Genomic DNA, 21,018 nt, shown 5'->3' on the forward strand with positions numbered 1-21,018 from the left:
CGATCGACAGTTGGTCCGGCCTGCGGATGATATGTGTCTGTTCCCCCATGTCGATCGATCTTGCTGCGCCCGGCGATGGAAAGGAAGCCGTGACCCCGGGGGTGTGGATAGCCGTGAGTGAACACCACTTGTCCACAGTTCGAACCGGTTTCGCGTCGCTGGAGAGGGTGTTCGGTATGGGGAAACGGTGGCAGGTTCCCGGTGTCGCGCTCTAGGAAACCCTTGCGTCCGGAGCGTTCGCGTGCCAGGCTGTTCAACTATGACTACAGGAAAGGCGGACACCGCCACCGTCGCGTGAGCGCCGCACCGATTCGCTCGTCGGCATCACATCGAGCGACATTGCCCGAGAACTTCAATCTCTTCGATGAAGACAGTCTGGCCCTGGAAAAGATCCGCGACGTGTGGCTCGAACGCGGATTGTGTACTCGTCCTGCTGATAGAGACACCGCAGAAGCCTCTGTCGCGCAACTGTATCGGCGCTCCGGGCTCCCGAAACCGGAGTTCGTCTGGGTCCCGTCGCCGTCTGCTGGTTCGGACCTGATCGTCACCGAAGGACTGTCGACCAAGATGTCATTGGACGGCACCGGCCTCGACTGCGCTTCCGGGTATATCGCGAGCATGTTTGCGGCATCGCGCCGACGCATGGACGCGCGGATCGAACGTCGGAGAACTGGCTGGCAGATGGAACGCCGGCAGGGGGAGCGCCTGGTCAGGGCGTCCATTTGGGAATCGTTGCACACCACGCTGTTCGACGGCGTCGCAGCTGCGATACGAACGATGTCGACTCGGGTGGCCGGGGAAGTGACCTGGTACGGGCAGCAGGACGCACATCGAATCGCGTACTACGACACATGTCATCGATTCGGTCTTGCGACTTTCCGCTCGGAAGACCGTGAACTCCTCGACGTGCAGACCGCACTGGCCGACTCGACCGGGTGGTGGTGGGCGTTCGACGACGTGTGCATCATGGCGGAACGACCCACCGCCTTACATGCCGAACCGATTCCGGGCAGCGCGCAGGGAGCACGGCGCTTGCATCATTCTGATTCCCCCGCAATCGAATTCGTAGACGGTACAACGGCGTTCGTTCTACACGGAGCGATCGTTCCAGAGTGGGTAGTGCTCGACCCCACCGCCGAACGCATCGCGCACGAGCGCAACGTCGAGATCCGTCGATGTGCAATCGAGCGGATCGGCTGGGATTCCTACATCGAGCTGGCGGGCCTGACACTGGTCGACCAAACCGACGATCCCGGTAACGCCGGTTGCCTGCTGCAGCTCTACGCGTCGCCGGAGGGCTGGGGTCGAAGTGGACGGATTCTCCTCGCGGTCAACGGTTCTCTCGAACGCGACGGGCATCGGCGTCGATACGGCCTTCACGTACCCGGATGGTTTACCTCCGCGTTGGATGCCGCCGGATGGACTTACGGCATCACCGGTACCGACTATTCCCGTCTCGTTCGTCGAACCTGAATCCCGAACCCTCTACCCTCAATCCTCAAACCTTGGGTGATACTTATGAACTCGAACATGACCTTGTCCGCTCTCACCAGCCTCACCGGCCTCGATGTCTTCGACTACCTGGACCAGGAAGTGTCCATTCCTGTGATCGACGGACTTCAGGCGCAAGGCGATCTCATCGTGATCCCGTTTTCGCTGCTCGCAAATATCGTGGCGCCTCTGCCATGGACACGCTCTGTGAGAGTGCCGCTCTCCGGCGTGGAACTGCTGCGAAGTGCGGCGGGAGGGAACCCCCACAGTCTGGTTGCAGACGAAGGGGAGTGCACGTGGTCGACGCCGGTGAAAGATGCTCGGGGCCTTGCACTCGGCATGCTCGACACCCGAGTGACCGCGTACCTCATCCACCCGGAGCACGGCGCGACCGGCATCGCTCCGGGACGATACGTCATCGGCCGGCAGCAGGAAAGGGGCGTCGGGCGTGCGCGCGGTGCGGTGATGCTTGTCGCCGATTGACACGCCGGCCTCGAGTTGGCGGGGGAGTGAGCACCACTTGCACAGGGCGAGCACCGGTTTCCGTGTGCTGGACGGTGTGTTGGGTCGAGGGAAAGGGTGCTCGGTCGGCAAAGGCTCCCGCACAAACACGAATGCCCTCACCGTGACGGTGAGGGCATTCGTGTGTGGTGCGCTTACTTCTTGCGGCCAGGAGCCTTCGCGCCGGCCTTGAATCCGAGTCCGCCTGCCTTGGGGGCGGGCGGCGCGGCAGCAGGCGCCGGAGCTTCCGCGGGTGCGGACGCCTCAGCAGGCGCTTCAGCGGGTTCTGCCTTCACAGGTTCGGCCTCGGGAGCCGGGGCCTCAGCAGCCGGCGCCGGGGCCGCAGCGGGAGCTGCCTTCCGAGCGCCGGGAGCCTTTGCGCCCGACTTGAATCCGAGTCCGCCGGCCTTGGCGGCAGGCGGAGCCTTCGGGGCTTCCGCCTCGGCGGCCGGAGCCTCTGCCGGTGCGGCCGGAGCCTCTGCCGGAGCAGCAGCAGGTGCTTCAGAAGCAGGAGCAGCCTTTGCTCCAGGAGCCTTGGCCCCGCCCTTCATCTGCAGTCCCTTGCCGCCGGGTGCCTTGGCGCCGGACGCCAGGCCCAGACCCTTCGGCTTGGCGACGGGTGCAGCAGCTTCGGGTGCAGCAGCCTCAGCAGCCGGAGCTTCCGCTGCCGGCGCGGCAGCGGCCTTTGCTCCGGGTGCCTTGGCGGCGCCCTTCATCTGCAGTCCCTTGCCGCCGGGTGCCTTGGCCCCGCCTGCCAAGCCGAGACCCTTGGGCTTTGCGACAGGTGCTGCCGGTGCAGCAGCTTCGTCAGCGGGAGCTTCCGCGCTTGCGGCGGGAGCCGCCTTCTTGGCGCCGGGAGCCTTGGCCCCGCCGGCCATTCCGAGCCCCTTGCCTGGTGCCTTGGCACCGGGAGCTTTTGCGCCTGGTGCTTTGGCGAGGCCCTTCATGGCCAGACCCTTGCCTGCCGGTGCAGCCTTGGCTTCCGGAGTCGCGGCGGCTTCCTCGACTTCGGCGACCCGATCCTGCTCGACGGTCTCAGCCTTTGCCTCAGCAGCGACCGGTGCCTTCTCGCGCGGGATCACCTTGATGTTCTCGCCGAGCTGGGCGGGATCGAGACGAGTGACGGAGTTCAGCATCAGCTGCGCGACGTCGACGACCTCGACGCCTTCGCCCTGGCCTTGCTCCTGGCGGGCAGTGACGCCGTCGGTGAGCATGACGCGGCAGAACGGGCAACCCGTGGCGATCTTCTTGGGGTTGGTGGAGAGCGCTTCGTCGACGCGGTCGACGTTGATGCGCTTGCCGATGTTCTCTTCCATCCACATGCGAGCACCACCGGCACCACAGCACATGGAACGTTCGCCGTGACGCGGCATTTCGACGAGCTTGGAGCCTGAGGCTTCCATGAGTTCACGGGGAGCGTCGTAAACCTTGTTGTGGCGTCCGAGGAAGCACGGGTCGTGGTAGGTGACGTCTTCGCTCACGGACGCAACCGGGATCAGCTTCTTCTGGCGCACCAGACGGTTGAGCAGCTGAGTGTGGTGCACGACCTCGTAATCGCCGCCCACCTCCGGGTACTCGTTGCCGAGGGCGTTGAAGCAGTGCGCACAGGTGACGACGATCTTGCGCTTCTTCTGCTCGATACCGTCGAAGACCGAATTGAGCATCTCGATATTCTGCATCGCGAGCTGCTGGAACAAGAACTCGTTGCCGGCACGACGTGCGGAGTCGCCGGTGCAGGTTTCGTCGGCGCCGAGGACCATGAACTTCACTCCCGCGGTGGCGAGGAGTTCGGCAACGGCCTTGGTGGTCTTCTTGGCACGGTCTTCGTAGGCGCCGGCGCAGCCGACCCAGAAGAGGTACTCGTAGTCCTCGAAGCTGTCGGCGTCCTTGCCGAAGACGGGGATCTCGAAGTCCATCTCGTTGATCCAGTTGAGGCGATCCTTGGAGTTCTGACCCCAGGGATTGCCCTTGTTCTCGAGGTTCTTGAACAGGCCGGCGAGCTCGGAGGGGAACTCCGATTCGATCAGGACCTGGTAGCGACGCATGTCGATGATGTGGTCGACGTGTTCGATGTCGACGGGGCACTGTTCGACGCAGGCGCCGCAGTTGGTGCAGCTCCACAAGGTTTCGGCGTCGATGACCGGGGCCATCTCGCCTTCGACGGTTTCACCGACGAGCTTGCGGTCGGCCTCGAGGCGTGCCGCCTCGGGGATGGCTGCGAGGGCGCCTTCCTTGACATTGCCTTCGCTGTCGACGAGACCGATCTCGTCGCCGCCCATGTCCTTGCGTCCACCAGCGAGCAGGTACGGGGCCTTGGCGTAGCCGTGGTCACGCAGCGACATGATGAGCAGCTTGGGCGAGAGCGGCTTTCCGGTGTTCCACGCGGGGCACTGGGACTGGCAACGACCGCACTCGGTGCAGGTGGTGAAGTCGAGCCAGCCCTTCCAGGAGAAGTCTTCGATGTTTCCGGCGCCGAGAGTGTCGGTGTCGGGGTCGACGTTCTCCATCGTCAGGACTTTGCCCTTGGACATCATGGGCTTTGCCGCGCCGAGGGCGACGGTGCCGTCGTCTTCACGCTTGAAGTAGATGTTGAAGAACGCCGAGAAGCGGTGCCACGCGACGCCCCAGGTTATGTTGCGGCCCACGATCGCGAGCCAGATCATGCCGGTCATCAGCTTCACGAATGCGAACACCGAGATCATGACGGGGCTGGCGGGAAGCAGTTTCGCGACCTGCATGGTGAAGAAGTCGGTCCACGGGTTGGCGTGACCGTAGGTCGCGATCTTGCCTGCCTTGACCATGATCATGCCCAGGCCCTCGAGCAGGACGATGCCTTCGATGACGTAGGCAGCCTTGAAGTTGGAGCCGCCGAAACGGGACAGGCGCGCGGGCAGACGCGGGTGGTTGAGCTGACGGATCACGATCAGCGTGGTGATACCGATGACGGTGCCCAGGCCGAGGATCTCGTCCCACAGGTGCCACGCCCACGTGTTACCGAAGATGGGCCAGTGGAACTCGGGGTTGAACGTCTGGCCGTAGGCCTCGAACCACAGCAGGAACCCACCGAGGAAGCCGACCATGACGAGCCAGTGGGCCCAGCCGACGCTGCGGAACTTGTTCATGCGCGTGTGCGCGATGAACTCGATGATCATTTGCTTGAAGCGAGGGAAGAACGGGCGCCATCGATCGGGTGCCGACTGGCCGATGCGCACGGTGTTGAACATCCTCAGCGCGCCTGAGAGGAAGATGTACCAACACACCAAGCTCAGCAGAGCACCAATCGTGCCCAACGTAATCGTCAGGGCATTCATGTCGCGGCCTTTCGTTTCAGGGCGACGCGTCGGCCACCTCGGGACAGCCCACTGATACTAACCTGCGTTATGTTACCCGCCAGTAACTAGCATTACCAGCCTGTAGGTACCGGCTGGTAACCGCTCGTGGCCTGGAGAGATCGATCTTCTGCGTCGGACGGGCTGGGCCAGACGCAGACATGTCTGGTCGTCACGTTAGGCGGTGCCCGTCAGGTGTCCATCTGTCAGGCAGCCCTAAGTCGGGTTCCGAGCAGGTGAGAACAACCGACCGGCTGTTATCGTTACGCCCGTCACGCACAGGGGAAACGGGTGGTGTGAGTCATCGACTGACGCCCGCCCGATCCCGGGGAGGATCAAAAATGTTCATTCGAAAAGCTGCGGCCGTCGCAGCGATGACCATTGCCGCTACGGGCATCGCTGCAGGTACTTCTTACGCAGCTCCGGAGACGTCACCCGACGTTTCGTACACCGCCGAGGTCGTCGACCAGGCCGTTGTCACCACCATCGACGCCGGAGCATTCCGGGTCTCGGGCGACGGAACTCACGTCGACTTGCAGAACAGCCAGGGCGCAACTCTCGTGAGCCTTCCGCTCGCGTTCAACCTCGGCGACGTTCAGTTCCCGTTCGACGAGACCGTCAGTGAGGACGGCAAGACCCTCACCCTCAAGCCGAACCTGGACCCGGCCAGCTCCAAGCCGAAGCCGGTCGCTGCCGAGTTCACCCCGGTTGCTTCGCCTGACGAGGATCAGAAGGCAATCGAGAAGTTCCAGTCACAGCTCGGGCTTGCCACGCAGATCGGTAGCCTCACCGGCACGATCGTCGGGGCGGTCATCGGTTGCATCGTGGGTCTGCCCGGCCTGGTCGTCGGCTGCCTGCCCGGCATGGTCACAGGGGCCGGTATCGGTGGAGTCGCCGGTACCATCCTCGCCGGCGGCGGAACTGCCGTCGTCGCGGGCTTGGACCTGATCAAGGTTCTGAACGCTCCGGCTGGAACAACTCTCTTCCAGTAGAACGTCACGAACGCCGAAACGGGCGCCACACCTTCAGAAGGTGTGGCGCCCGTTTTGCTGTCTCGAGGAATGCGTGTGATCAGTAGTCGCGAACCTTCAGGCCTGGGTTGGCGGCGAGGATGTCGTTGATCGGCGTCGCGTACTGGGTCGGGGCTTCTTGCCCGAACAGTGTCTCTGCCTGAGCGATCTCGCACAGGGGAGAGGTGGCGACGTTGGACGCACTCGTGATGCCCACTGCCAACGTTCCGGAGACGATCGGGCCGCCGCTGTCACCCTGCAGGACGCAGATGTTGGTGGTGAAGCCGTTGTCGAGGGTGTGATCCAAAACCTTTGCGACGCGGTTGACGCCGGTGACGACGCCGCAGCTGAAGCCCGTGGTCGATCCTGCCTTGCAGACCGGGGCGCCCACGACAGGATCGGCGGTACCGGTGATGTTGACCGAGCGGTTGAACGGGACCCGCACGCTGTTGTTCTCGAAGCGGTACTTCGCGTTGTCGTCGATGTTGATGATCGAGTAGTCGCGCCCGTCGAAGCTGCTCTTGGCGAAGTACCCGACGCGGGGCCCGGTCTGGTTGTTCACCATCGGGAAGACCTGGCTGGAGTTCGAGGTGCCGGCAGCGGCGCGATTGGGATCACAGTGACCGGCGCTGATGTTGACCGTGCGCCCTGAACCGTCGGTGCCGTTGAAGCCGAACGAACAACGCAGTCCAGTGTTACCGGAGGTTGCGCCGAAGGCGTCTCCGCCCAGTGCGGCGTCGCCGGTTGCGGATCCGGTTGCGGGGATGAGGTCCGCGACGATCGGGGGAACCAGTAGCGGAGCAGCGGTATGGACGACGGTCCGCTTCAGGAACTCAGGCAATTCGATGCCGGCGGCAGGATCGGCGGTGAGGGCGACTCCGTTGCCGACGACGTCGACGGCAATGCCACGCACGAGGTCTGCGACCTCGGCAGGCTGCGAATCGAGCCAGGTGTTGAGTGCCGAGAGTTGACTTTGCAGAGCCTGCTCGCTCTGCGCGACGTCCTTGACCTCGAAACCGGCCTTCTCGGCGGCCTCGCGGGCAGCATCCTTGTCTCGACCGTCAGCGAGAGCGACTACGCCCTTACCGAGGTCGTCGAGCCACACTCCGGCAAAAGAGTCGGGAAACTGGACGCGCGCGATGGCGGCGAACTCCGCGAGCTTCTGCGCGAGTTCGGAACGCGAGACGAACTGGTCGGGCGTCAGCGCCAAGTCGTGCTGTAGGGCTTCGGCGAGTTCGACGGGCAGATGGGCTGCCTGATCGGATACCCCGGATTCGTTCGGTTCTGCGTTCGCGACCGCGGTGATCGGTCCGAGGAGCAGCAGCGCGGCCGAACCGAACACTGCGGCGCGACGTGCGATGGAGCTTCGCATGTGGGCCTTTCCACTTCGTTGACCGCGTACCACCCCCCTGGGAGCACACGGATACGGCTCACGGACTTGTGGTGAGCCGATCACAGTCGACCATGACTATATGGGTTCGAACGCGCTATTCCCACCCGTTACATGAGCAGACAGCGCTGACCCCGACCGACAACAGCACTGTGCCCGCCGATCGCGAAACGGATCGGCGGGCACAGTGCGTGAATCAGTGGTTGGTCAACCTGCAGTGCGGACGCGGATTCCGGCACCGACACCGCCACCGGAAGCGCGATCCGCCGCGTCGAGGATGTCTCCGACCGGAATACCCAGATTCGAGGTTCCACCGGAGGTCGCCAGTACCAGGTTCGCTTCGTTGCAACTGGGTGCTCCGCTGCTGTTGGAGCCGCTGGTGATGCCCAGAGCCAAGGTTCCGGAGACGATGGCGCCGCCGCTGTCCCCGGCGAGGGTGCACGCGGTACCGGCGAATCCGCGAACGGTTCGTGAATCACCGTCCGCCATGACCAGTTGAGTTTCGACGCGATCGGCTGCCACGACACCACAGGTGAAGGACGACGTCTGGCCGGACTTGCAGATGGGAGCGCCGATCACGGGACGTGCTGTTCCCGTGATCGCGAGGGTGGTCCCGTTGGCACCGCGGACGGCAGCACGGTCGAGGCCCGCGTCGATGCCGGACTGGTCGAACTTGATGACCGAGTAATCGAGATCGCCGGCGTTGTTGCCGACGGAAGACTGTGAGAATGCTCCGATCAACTGACTGTCGTCGACGTTCGCGTGATTCGGCAGGTAGACGGGCGACTTCGAACCCTCGGCCGGATTGCAGTGTCCGGCACTGATATTGAGAGCATTGTTCTGATCGTCGACGGCGTTGAACCCGAACGAGCAGACCGAGATGTTCTCGGTCGGTGTCTCGCGAATGGGGCCTGTCGACGTGATGTAGGTGTCGCCGCCGAGTGCTCCGGGATCAACCGATCCGCCACCGTCCGGGCTGAGAACGATCTTGGTGTTCTCGAGCAGGGTCGGAAGATTGAGCGCCTGCCCGACGGGGCTGTTCGCGACGTCGATGACGACCTGGTTGTTCAGGACGTCGATAGTCGCCGAATTGACTGCGCGTGAGATTTCCTTGGGCAGCCCGGCAATCCATCCGTTGACGTCGGCCAGCGTCTTCTCGAGAGTGTCGGCGGAGACGGGGGCGACGTGCGTGCGGTAACCGTCGTCGGCCGCGATGCGTGCAGCTTCGGTGGTGGTGACGGCTACGACGGGTTGACCGTCGAGTCCCATCCACGAGCCGGCGTAGTCGCCAGGGCGCTCGGACTTGAATTCCTGGGCGTATGCACCGAGTTCCTGAGCTTTGGCAGCGCGGTCCAGATACTCCTGTGGGGAGATCTTCAGATCGCGTGTGATCGCCTCGACCAGCTCAGCCGGAAGCTGATCTGCCCCGAGCTGTTCGACATGCGTGTCGGAGGCGGGCTCTGCCGATGCCGTCGTGGTGAATGGAGCTGCGAGCAGTAGTGCCGAGGCGCCGACCACAGCGGTGCGGATCGCCAACGAGTTACGCATGAAATCCCTTCAAGTCCCCGGCACCGAGCCGGTAGGTACCGCACCCACCATAGGGGAAAAGTTTCGACGAGGAATATGTGCCTGTTGTCGGCAAGTCGAATTATTCTGTCTAACTTGGCATTCCGGGTCTCGGGGCCAATGGCATGACGGGCATGTCGGGATTCGGAACCACCGGATCGGTTGTGTCGGTCGGGTTGGACGGCTGCGTCGGCGTTGTCTGTGTATCAGTGGGGTCGGTCACGGCGGGAGTGTCCGGGGTATCCGGATCGACCGGATCCAGCGGTCCGACGACCGGCGGCAGGTTCTCGATCCGAAGGGGATCGATCTGGATGGTGATCGGCGATCCCTGTTGCGCGGGGACGTTCGCCGTAGTGGATTTCTCTGTACCGGTGCCCGGACTCACCGGGATGGGCTGGGATTCGGATGAGGTCGATTCCGCTTCGGATGCCCACGACTGCGCCGTCGGCTGCGCGCCGAGAGCGGGTACTTCCGGTGGAGGTGAGGTCGCTGATTGCGTGCCTGTCCCGGATGAACTCGTCGGGGTGGCAGCTGTGTCCGTCCCGGGGGACAGGGAAGACTGTGCGTCGAGAATCCTGGGTGCTGAAATGGTCGGAGTGTGTCCGATGATGACCGCGGCCGCGCAACCCGACACCGTCAGAAAGACTGCGGCGGCTGCTGCGGCGATGATCGGTCGGCGCTCCGACCGCCACTGGCGATTCAGCCAACCGTCGATGCTCGGTTCTTTCGTGACCGGTGCCTCCACGCCGGATTCCGGCTCCGGTTCGATCAGAACGAACGGCGGAAACTCTTCGGGGGTGTCCTCTGGCTCGGCAAAATCGGTTGGCTGGGGTTCGGGACAGGTAGAGGTGATCGAGAAGGGTGCGGCCAACGCTGCGGCTCCGCGAGCAGCACGGTCGTCGGCGTCAGGATCCGCGAGCCAAGCCGCAGAGGCTTCATCTTCTGAAATCAGTTCGACGCCGTCGAGATTCATGCTGTCGAGTGCGCCGCGCAGTACGTCGACGGAATCGCTCGACCAACCCGCGGGGATCACCGCAGAGATGTTCAGGTCCTGATCGGTGAGTGTCCGGACTTCCTTGACCAGGCAATACATCGCTGTCGCTACCAGTTCCTCCCCTCGCGTCATGTGCTCGGAGAAGTTGTCGGTATCGTCGGTGCCGACCCTGTCGAGGAACCCGCGCAACCCGGTGGACCCCGCCGCGGTTCCGCCTAGCTGCACGGTGCCGTCGGGGGCGTGGTGCAGAACCGATTCGCGTTCGAGGGTCACCAGCTCCGAGTCAGGTCTCGCGATCGCAGCAATGCTTCGTTTGTTGCCGACGGCGAGTCCGACTCCCCACTTCATAGCGATCCCCGTTTCACAGTTACCGAACTTTGCTCGGCAGGCATGTCCTGATTCCTGTGAAAACTATCACTTAAACGGATATACGCAACCCTCTGGACAATATGCAGCTAACTACTTGTTCGGCGGTGTCATGCTGCGAAGGATGGTGAGCAGTTCCGAACGAGACTGCGCCCCGACGCGCCGCTTGATCCGTGCGACATGGTGCTCGACGGTTTTAGCGGAGATGTAGAGGCGTTCGCCGATTTCCCGATACGTCAGTCCGACGACGACGAGTTCGGCAACTTCTTGTTCGCGCTCGGTCAACACCGACGGTGGCGCCGCACTTGTGGCGGTATCGGTTGCACTCGTCTCGGCCGTCGACGTTGTGCGTAGCGAGCGCGCAACGTGGAGCAGTGCCGTGGCCGATTTGGTGTCCGGGGTGCGCAGCGCTGCTTCGCCGGCGAGGCGAGCGGCGTCCCACGGGAGTCCGATCCGACCGAGCGTTCGTGCGGCGGCTTCGACATCGTCTGCGTCGACGTTGCCTTGCATGAGTAGGAGCCACTGGCGTCCGGCGGTCGCCAAACCGGCTGCGTAAGTGTGAGTTTTGGCTGATTCGGCGAGTGTATGGGCGTGTGGGAGGAGATCGGCCGGCGACTGCGAGAGGATCGACGCCTGGACGCCGTACCAATGCAGCGGCGACGACCACAGCGGCGGCTCGCCGAGCGCGCGGAGGAGGGAGCGCGCGTCGTCGACGAGATGCTCGACCTGCTCGGTCTCCTCGAGCCGTACTGCCGCAAGCCACAGTTCGCCGATGGGAAGCAGATCGAACAGATCAACGCTGCAGGACGAGAGGGTGCCTGCCGCGCCCGACCAAGCTCGACGCAGCTGGGCGAGATCGCCGGAACGCCGAGCAAGACCCACGATCAGAGCATGCAGAAACAGTGCGTCACGCTCACGGAGGGGGCCGCGGACTACCTCCTGCGGTAGGTCTTCGAGAATCGCGTCCTGCCCGCGGACCATCGCGATCCAGGCGCCGAGAAGGTGAAGTCGCGCCCACGTGTGGCTGCATGCGTCGTCGGCGGCGATCGCGGCCGTGACGACAGCGGCGGCCCGTTCATGGGCGCCGTTGTGCAGGAGTGCAAGAGCTACCAGCGCCGGGGCGGAATCAGGCTGGAATTCAGATGTGTCGGCTCCGCCGGGGAGCGAGAGTGCGCGCGACATCGTGTTGAGCGCACTCGGCGCGCTCCCGGTGACCGATTGCATCAGTCCGTTGGCCAGTGTGGTAGCGCCGACCGTCGAGCTCGACGGTGATCCGGTGTGCCCGGTGAGCGCCGCGTTCGCGTCATCGACCTTGCCGATGCCGAGGAAAGTGATTGCGGCGAAGGGGGATTCGTTTCCGGTGCGCCCTGGCCCCAGCCAGGTGTAGAGATCTGCAGCGGCGCCGAGTTGGCCGCATGCTGCGGACGAAGCTGCGCGGATTCGCACCGCCGCAGCCAATCTCGCGTCGTCGAGATCGGGTGCGGCGATGACGGAATCGGCCAGACGGCAGGCAGTGTCGAGGTCACCACTGCGAGCCGAGACCTGGGCGTACAGCAGCGTGTCGGCCACGCCGAGAGGCTCGATCGAATTCACGCGGCGAAAGAGATCTGCCGCGACCGCCGGCGTGCTCGCCTCGACGGCGTCTCGTAGTACACCCGTGAGATCGCGGTGGCGGATGCCGGAGTCGAAAAGTCTTCGTGCTGTGTCGATATCGAGGGTTCTCGTGTGTGCGCGTGATTCGACGATTCTGATCAGCTCGCTGCGGATACGCCCGGTGCTCGTCGACTCGGCGAGCACGCTCGCGACGAGTGGTGATCGCGAACCGAACAGTCCGGTCGCCAGTGCCCGGTCGAATGCAGCTGTGAGGCTGAACTTCTCCTGTCCCAGATCGAGCTCGAAGGCGTCGATGTCCGGGACGGCGAGTGAAACTTCGAGGATCTCGCGCTCGATCGGATGCAGAGCGGTGACCTGGTGGAGGATGTGTGTGCGTATGGCGTTCGGCATTTCCAGGCGGCCTGCCGAGGCGGCGGCGAAGTACGCTTCGATCGCCCCGAAGGAACCACCGGACAGATGCTCGAGCGCCACCACGGCGCGGTCGTCGAGCGTGACTCTTCGCTCGGCCGCGATCTCCCGAATATCGTTTCGGTTCAACGGGTTCAGATGCAACACGGTGCCGAAACTCGAGATGTTCGAGTAGATCGGTGCGAGTGGTGGATCGATCCGATCGGAGGCTACGACAACTCCGAGGTCGTCACGTTGGACAAGCTCTTTCAGGGCACGGATTTCATCGGAGGTCAGAGCCTGCGCGTCCGCGATCACCACAATCGCGTCGGCGGGGACGTCATGCGTGACTGCGGTGACCACGGGTCTGTCACGCGATTCGATTCGCTTCCGTACAACCCTCGTCACTTGGGGCCGAGCGCTGGCATCGGTCCCGGTGACGAACAGGCGCAGTGGCGATGCAGTCAGGTCGACGTCGCGCAAAAGTCCTGCGATGAACGACGATTCGGTGCCGTTGTCACGGTTCATCGAAAGACCGCCGGTCAGCGGATCGGTGCGGTGACGCCGCCGACGACACCACCGACCACGTTTCCGACACCACCGACGACGTTACCGAGACCTCCGACCACGCCGCCGACTCCGTTGCCGACACCGTCGACCAGACCGCCGACTCCGTTTCCGATGCCGGTCGCAGCGTCACCGATACCGGTCCCGACGCCGGCTCCAGGCGCGGGTGCGGGCGCTGGTGCCGGGGCGGGAGCAGGTGCGGGCGCCGGGGCGCCGGGTGCGGCAGGTGCAGGCGCCGACAGAGCGGTCTCGCCCGGTGCGGGCGAGGATCCCGCCGGCGCGCCGGCAACCGGAACTGCCCCCGGCGCCGTCGTCGAGCCGCCTGCGGCAGCAGGAGAACCGGGCTGATTGCTTCGAGTGCCGTTGTTCGCAGTCGTGGATCCGGTGCCTGCCGCTTCCGCTGCCGTGGTGCTGCCGGGAGTAGAGCCCGCGGTGGTCGAAGCGGTCGAGGAGGTGGACTCGCTGGTGGTGTTCGCCGAACTGGACGGAACGTTGATCTTGTCCATGGCAGTTCCGATTCCGAGCCCGCCTGCGGCGAGCACGATGAATGCTCCCACCACTGCAGCAACGACGCCGACCCTCGACGAGCGTCGAGTCGCCGTGTTCTCTTCTTCGGTCGGCTCGGCAAGCAACGGAGTGGAGAAGGCGGGAACCGGTGCGGGCTTGCGAGACGGCTCGGCGGGAATCACTGCAGTGGCGGCGGCCGGTACTTGCGAGTCTCTGGCGTCGAGTGCGAAGGCCGCGGCGCCGGACGCCGCGCACGACGCTGGATCGGCGTCGGCGATCACCGGGACACGAAGCTCCGCCGACAGTAGTTCGGCGACAAGGGGAATGGACGAGCTTCCGCCGGCCAGGACAACCTGATTGACGTCACTGGACTCGACGCCGGCAGATCGCAGGCTTTCGCGAACCAATGCCACCGATTCGGTGAGGGCGGGCCGGATCAGATCTTCGAGTTCGGAACGAACGAGTCGAACGTCGCTGACGGCACCGGGAAGCGCCACGCGGGCAACGGTTTCCGTCTCGGTGGAAAGTTCCTCCTTGGCTGCGCGGGCATGCTCGCGCAGAGTTTCCAGCGCTGCAATCGTCTCGGGTGCAAAGGGATCAAGGGTTGCGAACTGGTCGGAAACCGCATCGAGCAGGTGAACGGTGACGAGGTGATCGAATTCGTCGCCGCCGATGTCCTCGCTGCGCAGCGGCTTACCGAAGATCTCGCTTCGTCCGTCGGTCGTGGACATCATCGTGACGTCGAGCGAGCGAGCGCCGAGGTCGTAGACGACGGTCAGACCGTCGTTGGCAGCGTTTCCGGAAGCGGCGAGCCACGCCATGACGGCCGCGGGTTCGGCGACGAGAGTAGCCCCGTGAACCCCGGCGTCGTCCAGCGCGGACTCCATGGTGCGTGCTGTGTGGCGGTTCCACCCCACCGGATGAGCCAGGACAACAGTTGGCCCTTCTTCGCCGCCAGCCTGGCCGACGAGCGCGCCTACCGCTGTCGCTGCGAGAGACTCGCCGCGGTACTCGGTACCGTCGGCGGCAAGTATCGGGATCGGGTCTCCGACGCGCTCGACAAATCCGGTGATGACGGATCCGTCGTCCAATTGCAGCGCACTGGGTAAGCGGACCTGTTGCGTTTCACCGGTCGAGCCGTCGGTGACAGCTACGAGAGTGGCCGAACCGATGCTGATGCCGAGCCCTGCCGCCATGAACGAACTCCCCTGGTCGTGGGCGACAGAAGGACTGTCGCGGTTGTCTGCGATGTCGGTTTCAGGACCTAGATCGTTACCGGATCGGAGGCGTCGCGGCGAAGTAGGGGACCGATCCCCTAATCGGAGCAAATCCCCCTATTCCGAGCGGGCGTACCCCGTAGGGGGCTTCCCCGTCTGTCCACGCAGAAGAGGGGGGTGCTCCCCGTTGGCCCCAGTCGCAAAAGTTCTTAGCGTTGATTCCACTCGCTACCTCTGGCAGCGCACCAGTTTCCGGATCACCGGCAACAACCCACCGGCAACAACCCGGTCAACGAACTTCAGGAGAACCCGCCATGGCAACGAACGCCGTACTCGAATTCATCCTCGGGCTACTTCGTGACGACGAGGCAGCTGCCAACTACTGCGCCAACCCGACCGCGGCACTCAACGCTGCCGGTCTGTGCGACGTCAGCCCCGCCGACATCGTCGCCGTCGCTCCGCTGGTTGCCGAGTCCGGACTGTTTGCCGGTGGCGGCGCCGACCTGTCCGCGATCGTCAACGCCGGCGTGTCCGCTGCGGGTGCCATCGGCGGCGGTCTCGGAATCGGTGGTGGTCTCACCGGTGGACTGGGTGGCGGCCTCGGCGGCAGCCTGGGTCTCGGTGCCGGTGCAGGCCTCGGAGTCGGAGGCGCCCTCGGCGGCCAGTTCGACCTGGTCGGCGACTTCGCAGCAGCCCTCAGCGCTGCGCTTGCCATCGGCGGCGAGATCAGTGCCGACCTCGGCGCAGCCTTCGGCGCCGTCATCGAAGCCGGCCTCGGCCTCGGCGGTGCACTCGATCTCGAAGGAGCTCTCGATCTGGGCGCACAGCTCAGCGCGGCTCTGGGCGGCGCCCTCGGTGTGACCGGCGGCCTGACTGCGGAGCTGGGAGCAGCCCTCGACGCCGCGATCGGCGCAGTCGGCGGACTCGACCTGACGGCAGGGCTCAGCGGAGCTCTCGCACCCGTCTTCGCCATCGGTGGTGACCTCGGAGCCGATCTCGGCCTGGCTCTCGGTGGACTCCTCGGCGGCGCAGCAGACCTCAGCGGTCTCCTTGACATAGGCGGCGAACTGGGCGCGAGCCTGACCGGCGCACTGGAATCCGCTCTTGCACTCGGCGGCGGCCTGGATCTTGCCGGCGCTCTGACAGGCGACCTCAGCACGGCATTGTCCGGCGCACTCTCGGGCGTCCTGGGAGCCGGCGGCACGATCGGCGCCGATCTGGGTGCATCGCTCGGTGGCGTCCTCGGCGCGATCACGGATGTCAGCGTTCTCACCGATATCGCGGGCGGCCTCGATCTCGGTGCTGCCCTGAGTGGCGCCCTCGGCGGAGCACTCGGCGTCGGCGGCGGTCTGGAAACTGCATTGGGCGGCGCACTCGACGCAGCACTGGGTCTCGGCGGCGGACTCGACCTCGACGCCGTACTCGGCGGCGGCGCAGACCTCGGCGCGCAGCTCAGCGCGGCACTCTCCGGCGCCCTCGGTGCCGGGGGAACGGTCGGAGCCGACCTGGGTGGCGCACTCGGTGGACTGCTCGGGGGAGCACTCGACCTCGAAGGTGGTCTCGGCGCAGACCTCGCGGCAGCTCTGGGCGGAGGCGCGAATCTGTCGACGGCCCTCGAGGGTGTTCTCGGTTCGGCACTCGGCGTCGATGCCGGGCTCGCGGGCGGTCTCGGCGGCGCTCTCGACGCAGCGCTGGGCGCAGGCGGACTTACCGGAATCGACCTCGGTGGTGCACTCGGTCTGGGCGGTGAAGCAGGCTTGGCAGCCGGTGTCGCTGCGGCTCTCGACACCGCTCTCGCAGGTGCAGGCGGCTTGGGTGCTGTCGGTTCCGTGGGCACGGACCTGACCGGCGCGCTGGACGGTGCGCTGGGCGCGGGCCTCGGGCTGGGGGGCTCTCTCGACAGCGTTCTCGGTGCCGAAGGTGCACTCGGTGGAGCGCTGGACACGGCACTGAACCTCGGCGGAATCGAGACCGGTTCGATCGGTGCCGACCTGCCCTCCGTCGACCTCGGCGCAGTGAACCTCGGCCCGATCTCCGCTGAACTGCCTTCCGTCGACCTCGGAAGCATCGCGGCGGACGGCCTGAACCTCGGCGCTGTGACCGGTGATCTCGGAGCAACTGTGGGCGGTGCTCTGGACGCAACAGCAGGTCTCGACGCAACAGCAGGTCTCGAAGCAGCCACGAACGCTGCGGCCGGCTTGAGCGGATCGCTCGGCGGCGCACTGAACGGCGTCACCGATCTCGGCGGATCGCTCGGCGGGGCTGTCGGAGCAGTCACCGACGTGACCGGTTCGATCGGTGCCGACGCAGCCGCAGCTGCCGGTGGCACAGTCGACGGTGGCGGTACCGTTGGCGGCGGTGGAGTCGCTGACCTGGGCGGATCTCTCGGTGGAGCAGTGAGCGGAGTGTCGGACCTGACGAGTTCGTTGACCGGTGCGCTGAACCCGTGGTCGTCGATCGATGCGACCGATGCTTTCGGTTCGGGTTCCACTTCGGGTCTGAGCGCCGATACCGAACACTCGCTCTTCGCCGAGGATTCGGTTGCAGCGCCGGTCGATCACATCGACCCGGTTGCGGTTGTCGATCACCTGCATCCCTGATCTGCTGACGCAGGAACTGAAATCGGTCAAAATGACCTGATGTAACAAATCCGGCCCTGCGCGCGCTATGCGTTCGCAGGGCCGGATATTCGAGTCGGGAAGAATTGCGGGTCAACGTAGCTCATGAGTGATTCAGCGAGTCAGGTAAGCAGCCGGAAGGCGCGCGTCGCGTCGTCGACGGCGTCGTTGCTCGAACGAACAGCCGTCGTGGCGAAGGATTTCGGGCGCACGGATCTGGTGCGTCGACTCGAGAACGCTCAGGTGAGAGTCAACGACCCGCGTATTCGCATCGTGGTGGTCGGACCCCTCAAGCAGGGCAAGAGCCAGTTCGTCAATTCTCTGCTCGGCATCGACGTGTGCTCGGTCGGTGACGACGAGACCACGGCCGTGGCGACGGTAGTTCAGTACGCGGAGACTGCGGTCGCCGAACTGATTCTCGCCGATCCGGGTGCGGCGCCCATTCGGGTGCCCCTCCCGCTCGAGGAACTGATGGGGATCACCCCGGCCACGCCTCGCGCCGAAGGGCGTGAGGTTCTGCGTGTGGAAGTGGGTGTTCCCAGTCCGCTGTTGGCCGACGGTTTGGTTCTGATCGACACCCCTGGTGTCGGCGGTCATGGAAATCCTCATGCTGCAGGAACATTGGGATTGATCACTGCGGCCGATGCAGTGTTGGTTCTGTCGGACTCCAGCCAGGAGTTCACCGAACCGGAGCTGGGATTCATCCGCCAGGTCGTCAATCTGTGTCCTGCGGTGGCCGGTCTGATCAGCAAGACCGATCTGTACCCGCACTGGCGACAGATCCTCGACGCCGATCGTGGACATCTCCAGCGCGCCGGGTTGGACCTGCCGCTCATTCCGATCTCTTCGGTACTGCGGTCGCACGCACTGAGGCTGGGGGACAAGGAACTCGAGGCGGAATCCGGATTTCTGGACCTCTATCAGTTCTTGCGGGACAACGTGGTTGCGCGTGCCGAGTCGAACACGCGACGCGCAGTTGCGATGGACGTGCGTTCCTCGGCAGCACATCTGACGTTGGAGATGGGCAGTGAGCTTGCGGCGCTGAAGGATCCGTCGACCGCTCAGGCAGCGGTCGCGGGACTGCAGCGTGCCCGGGTAGCGGCCGAGGAACTGCACAAGAAGACCTCACTGTGGCAGCAGAGCCTCGGTGACGGCATCGCAGACCTCGCCGCCGACATCGATCACGACCTCCGGGACCGGTTGCGCCGGGTGACCCGCCAGGCCGAGGAGACGGTCGACGAAGGCGATCCCGGTAAGGACTGGGACGTCGTGGGGGAGTGGCTCGAACAGGAGATCGCCACCGCGATCGGTGACAACTTCGTGTGGGCGCATGATCGCGCACAGTGGCTGGCAGAAGTTGTGGCGCAGCACTTTGCGGAGACCGGTGACGTCGCGCTCCCGCATCTCGACGTCGCCGATACCGACGGTTTCCTGGAACCGGTCGGTGCATTGGCGGACCTCGAATCCGGCCGAATCGGCATCACTCAGAAAGTCCTGGTCGGCATGCGCGGCTCGTACGGCGGCGTGCTCATGTTCGGCTTGATCACCACGATGATGGGCATGGCTCTGGTCAACCCGATCTCCATCGGCGCCGGGGTTCTGCTGGGCACCAAGGCTTATCGTGAAGACAAGCAGGCTCAGGTACTCAAGCGTCGCGCTGAGGCGAAAGCGGCCATCCGACGGTTTGCCGACGACGTCAGCTTCCAGGTGGGCAAGGAGTCGAAGGATCGCCTACGCCTGGTGCAGCGGCTGTTGCGTGATCACTTCACCGACATCGCCGAGCAGGCGTTGCGCTCGATCAACGAATCCCTCCGCGCCACTCAGGAAGCCGCGCAGTTGGAGTCGAGTGAACATGCCGCTCGGATCAAGCGTCTGGAGACCGACATGCGCGTCGTCGCGGAGCTCGACGCCGTTGCCGGAACGCTGATCGGCGAAACTCCCGCTCCTGCTTCGGCAAAGGTGACCAACGCATGAATGCCACGACCACCGTGACCGCAGTGGAGTCGGCACACGCCCTGATCGACCACGCCAGACGTGCCTACGCCGATCAGCCGCAGACGCGCGCCCAGTTGGAAGAATGTGCGGCCAGGCTCGACGAGCCACTCCGGGTGGCGCTCGCCGGCTCCCTCAAAGCGGGTAAGTCGACGCTGCTCAATTCGCTTGTCGGACAGGATATAGCGCCTACCGACGCGACGGAATGCACACGCGTCGTCACCTGGTATCGGAACGGGACGACGCCGCAGGTGACCGCGACGGCCGAGAACGGTGCCGAGTTCAACGTGCCGGTGACGCGCCGCGACGGCAGGCTCACGTTCGATCTGGGCGAGTACACCGCAGACTCGGTGGACCGCATCGACGTCGACTGGCCGTCTTCGGCATTGGCTCGTACGACGATCATCGACACACCGGGCACCTCGTCGCTCTCGACCGAGGTCTCGGCCCGCACCTGGGACATGCTCGTTCCCGACGGTGAGGCACCGGGCGCGGATGCAGTGGTCTACCTCCTGCGGGCTCTCAACGCCAGTGACATGCAGTTCCTCGGGAAGATCGCGGATCACGTGGGCGGAGAATCCGGGCCACTCGGAGTGATCGGAGTTCTCTCGCGTGCCGATGAGGTCGGCGCAGGCAGGCTCGACGCGTTGTCTTCGGCGAAGGACGTCGCGGCGCGATTCGCCGAGGAGTTGGAGCGAACCGGCCTGTGCCAGTCGGTGGTTCCGGTGGCAGGTCTACTCGCGCTCGCTGCTCGGACGATGAGGCAGAGCGAGTTCGCGGCCTTCTCGGCGCTCGCGCAGGTTCCGGCCGAGGATCTGAGCCTTGCACTGCTCTCCGCGGATCGCTTTGCCAGGCAGGACAGTCCGCTGCCGGTCGATGCGGCGATGCGGGCGCAATTGGCCGATCGGTTCGGGCTCTTCGGAATTCGCCTCGCCGTGACGTCGATCAAGTTGGGGGCGACCGATTCACCGTCCCTGGCGGCCGAATTGTTGGAGCGCAGCGGCCTGGACGAACTGCGTCAGGTGATCGACGTTCAATTCGGGCAGCGGGCAGATCAGCTCAAATCGCACACGGCGCTGGTGACGCTGGGAAGAATCCTCGAAGCCGATCCGAGCGAGGAAGGCGATCAGATCGCGGCGGAGGCGCAACGGTTGCTTGCCGATGTTCACGGCTTTCACGAACTTCGCCTGCTCGGGCGTCTTCGTTCGGTACACACGGATCTGCCACCCGACGACCTGGCACAACTGCAAAGACTGATCGGCGGCTACGGAATCCGGGCAAGTGACCGGTTGGGCTGCGAACCGGAAGAATCGCCGGAGGTGCAGCGTGCGCGGGCCACGGCGGCTGTCCGCAGATGGCGCGAGTTGTCCAGACATCCGCTCTTCGACAGGTTCACCTCGCGCGCCTGCCTGGTCGCCGCCCGCAGCGCCGAGGGCGTCCTGGCTGAAATTGTGCCCGAATAGGGACCC

The 21,018-nt window shown here is 64.8% G+C and carries 12 protein-coding genes; 6 read left to right on the plus strand and 6 right to left on the minus strand.

All coding sequences use genetic code 11. The annotated features are described in order from the left end of the window. Positions 1-294 precede the first annotated feature (294 nt). Together P3G66_RS22710 and P3G66_RS22715 are read left to right on the plus strand one after the other, a co-directional pair. Positions 295-1,473 (plus strand): DUF6745 domain-containing protein, encoded by a 1,179-nt coding sequence (locus P3G66_RS22710; protein WP_125050428.1) that lies wholly within the window; start codon positions 295-297, stop codon positions 1,471-1,473. Positions 1,474-1,518: 45 nt separating this feature from the next. Next, positions 1,519-1,974, plus strand: coding sequence for a hypothetical protein (locus P3G66_RS22715; RefSeq protein WP_003943690.1), 456 nt, complete (start codon positions 1,519-1,521; stop codon positions 1,972-1,974). A 173-nt stretch (positions 1,975-2,147) separates the two neighbouring features. On the opposite strand, the gene P3G66_RS22720 is transcribed toward P3G66_RS22715, so the two are convergent. After that, positions 2,148-5,303: a (Fe-S)-binding protein gene (locus tag P3G66_RS22720; RefSeq protein ID WP_058227558.1), complete on the minus strand. Its 3,156-nt coding sequence runs from the start codon at positions 5,301-5,303 to the stop codon at positions 2,148-2,150. 359 nt (positions 5,304-5,662) lie between these two features. Here P3G66_RS22720 and P3G66_RS22725 point away from each other — a divergent pair, with 359 nt between their 5' ends. Then, positions 5,663-6,313 (plus strand): glycine zipper family protein, encoded by a 651-nt coding sequence (locus P3G66_RS22725; RefSeq protein ID WP_003943407.1) that lies wholly within the window; start codon positions 5,663-5,665, stop codon positions 6,311-6,313. A 79-nt stretch (positions 6,314-6,392) separates the two neighbouring features. Here P3G66_RS22725 and P3G66_RS22730 read toward each other — a convergent pair whose 3' ends face one another. The 5 genes from P3G66_RS22730 to P3G66_RS22750 all read right to left on the minus strand — a co-directional run bounded on the left by P3G66_RS22730 (position 6,393) and on the right by P3G66_RS22750 (position 14,918). Continuing rightward, positions 6,393-7,703 carry a S1 family peptidase gene (locus P3G66_RS22730; RefSeq protein ID WP_007726683.1) on the minus strand — a complete coding sequence of 437 codons (1,311 nt, stop codon included), beginning with the start codon at positions 7,701-7,703 and terminating at the stop codon, positions 6,393-6,395. 225 nt (positions 7,704-7,928) lie between these two features. Further along, a complete protein-coding gene (locus P3G66_RS22735; RefSeq protein WP_042452237.1) occupies positions 7,929-9,269 on the minus strand; it encodes a S1 family peptidase in 1,341 nt (446 codons plus the stop codon). Between the two features lie 109 nt (positions 9,270-9,378). Beyond that, a complete protein-coding gene (locus tag P3G66_RS22740) occupies positions 9,379-10,629 on the minus strand; it encodes a hypothetical protein (RefSeq protein ID WP_276117129.1) in 1,251 nt (416 codons plus the stop codon). Between the two features lie 111 nt (positions 10,630-10,740). Then, positions 10,741-13,176, minus strand: a complete 2,436-nt coding sequence (locus P3G66_RS22745; protein WP_276117130.1) for a LuxR C-terminal-related transcriptional regulator — start codon at positions 13,174-13,176, stop codon at positions 10,741-10,743. A 14-nt stretch (positions 13,177-13,190) separates the two neighbouring features. Continuing rightward, on the minus strand, positions 13,191-14,918 hold the full coding sequence (locus tag P3G66_RS22750; protein ID WP_276117131.1) for an Hsp70 family protein: 1,728 nt from the start codon (positions 14,916-14,918) through the stop codon (positions 13,191-13,193). Positions 14,919-15,253: 335 nt separating this feature from the next. Here P3G66_RS22750 and P3G66_RS22755 point away from each other — a divergent pair, with 335 nt between their 5' ends. The 3 genes from P3G66_RS22755 to P3G66_RS22765 all read left to right on the plus strand — a co-directional run bounded on the left by P3G66_RS22755 (position 15,254) and on the right by P3G66_RS22765 (position 21,012). Next, on the plus strand, positions 15,254-17,539 hold the full coding sequence (locus P3G66_RS22755) for an IniB N-terminal domain-containing protein (protein ID WP_276117132.1): 2,286 nt from the start codon (positions 15,254-15,256) through the stop codon (positions 17,537-17,539). A 123-nt stretch (positions 17,540-17,662) separates the two neighbouring features. Continuing rightward, complete coding sequence (locus P3G66_RS22760; protein ID WP_276117133.1) at positions 17,663-19,531, plus strand: dynamin family protein; 1,869 nt, start codon at positions 17,663-17,665, stop codon at positions 19,529-19,531. Beyond that, a complete protein-coding gene (locus P3G66_RS22765; protein ID WP_042452229.1) occupies positions 19,528-21,012 on the plus strand; it encodes a dynamin family protein in 1,485 nt (494 codons plus the stop codon). Before P3G66_RS22760 ends, P3G66_RS22765 begins: the two co-directional genes overlap by 4 nt. The last annotated feature ends 6 nt before the right edge of the window (positions 21,013-21,018 follow it).

It is taken from the genome of Rhodococcus sp. C3V (assembly GCF_029269915.1).
GTDB lineage: Bacteria > Actinomycetota > Actinomycetes > Mycobacteriales > Mycobacteriaceae > Rhodococcus_F > Rhodococcus_F qingshengii.

Excerpts from the sequence above, each read along its gene's own strand:
- P3G66_RS22730 (WP_007726683.1), bottom strand. The coding sequence starts at position 7,703 with ATGCGAAGCTCCATCGCACGTCGCGCCGCAGTGTTCGGTTCGGCCGCG.
- P3G66_RS22735 (WP_042452237.1), bottom strand. The coding sequence starts at position 9,269 with ATGCGTAACTCGTTGGCGATCCGCACCGCTGTGGTCGGCGCCTCGGCA.
- P3G66_RS22765 (WP_042452229.1), top strand. The coding sequence starts at position 19,528 with ATGAATGCCACGACCACCGTGACCGCAGTGGAGTCGGCACACGCCCTG.
- P3G66_RS22740 (WP_276117129.1), bottom strand. The coding sequence starts at position 10,629 with ATGAAGTGGGGAGTCGGACTCGCCGTCGGCAACAAACGAAGCATTGCT.
- P3G66_RS22745 (WP_276117130.1), bottom strand. The coding sequence starts at position 13,176 with ATGAACCGTGACAACGGCACCGAATCGTCGTTCATCGCAGGACTTTTG.
- P3G66_RS22750 (WP_276117131.1), bottom strand. The coding sequence starts at position 14,918 with ATGGCGGCAGGGCTCGGCATCAGCATCGGTTCGGCCACTCTCGTAGCT.
- P3G66_RS22715 (WP_003943690.1), top strand. The coding sequence starts at position 1,519 with ATGAACTCGAACATGACCTTGTCCGCTCTCACCAGCCTCACCGGCCTC.
- P3G66_RS22720 (WP_058227558.1), bottom strand. The coding sequence starts at position 5,303 with ATGAATGCCCTGACGATTACGTTGGGCACGATTGGTGCTCTGCTGAGC.
- P3G66_RS22755 (WP_276117132.1), top strand. The coding sequence starts at position 15,254 with ATGGCAACGAACGCCGTACTCGAATTCATCCTCGGGCTACTTCGTGAC.
- P3G66_RS22725 (WP_003943407.1), top strand. The coding sequence starts at position 5,663 with ATGTTCATTCGAAAAGCTGCGGCCGTCGCAGCGATGACCATTGCCGCT.
- P3G66_RS22760 (WP_276117133.1), top strand. The coding sequence starts at position 17,663 with ATGAGTGATTCAGCGAGTCAGGTAAGCAGCCGGAAGGCGCGCGTCGCG.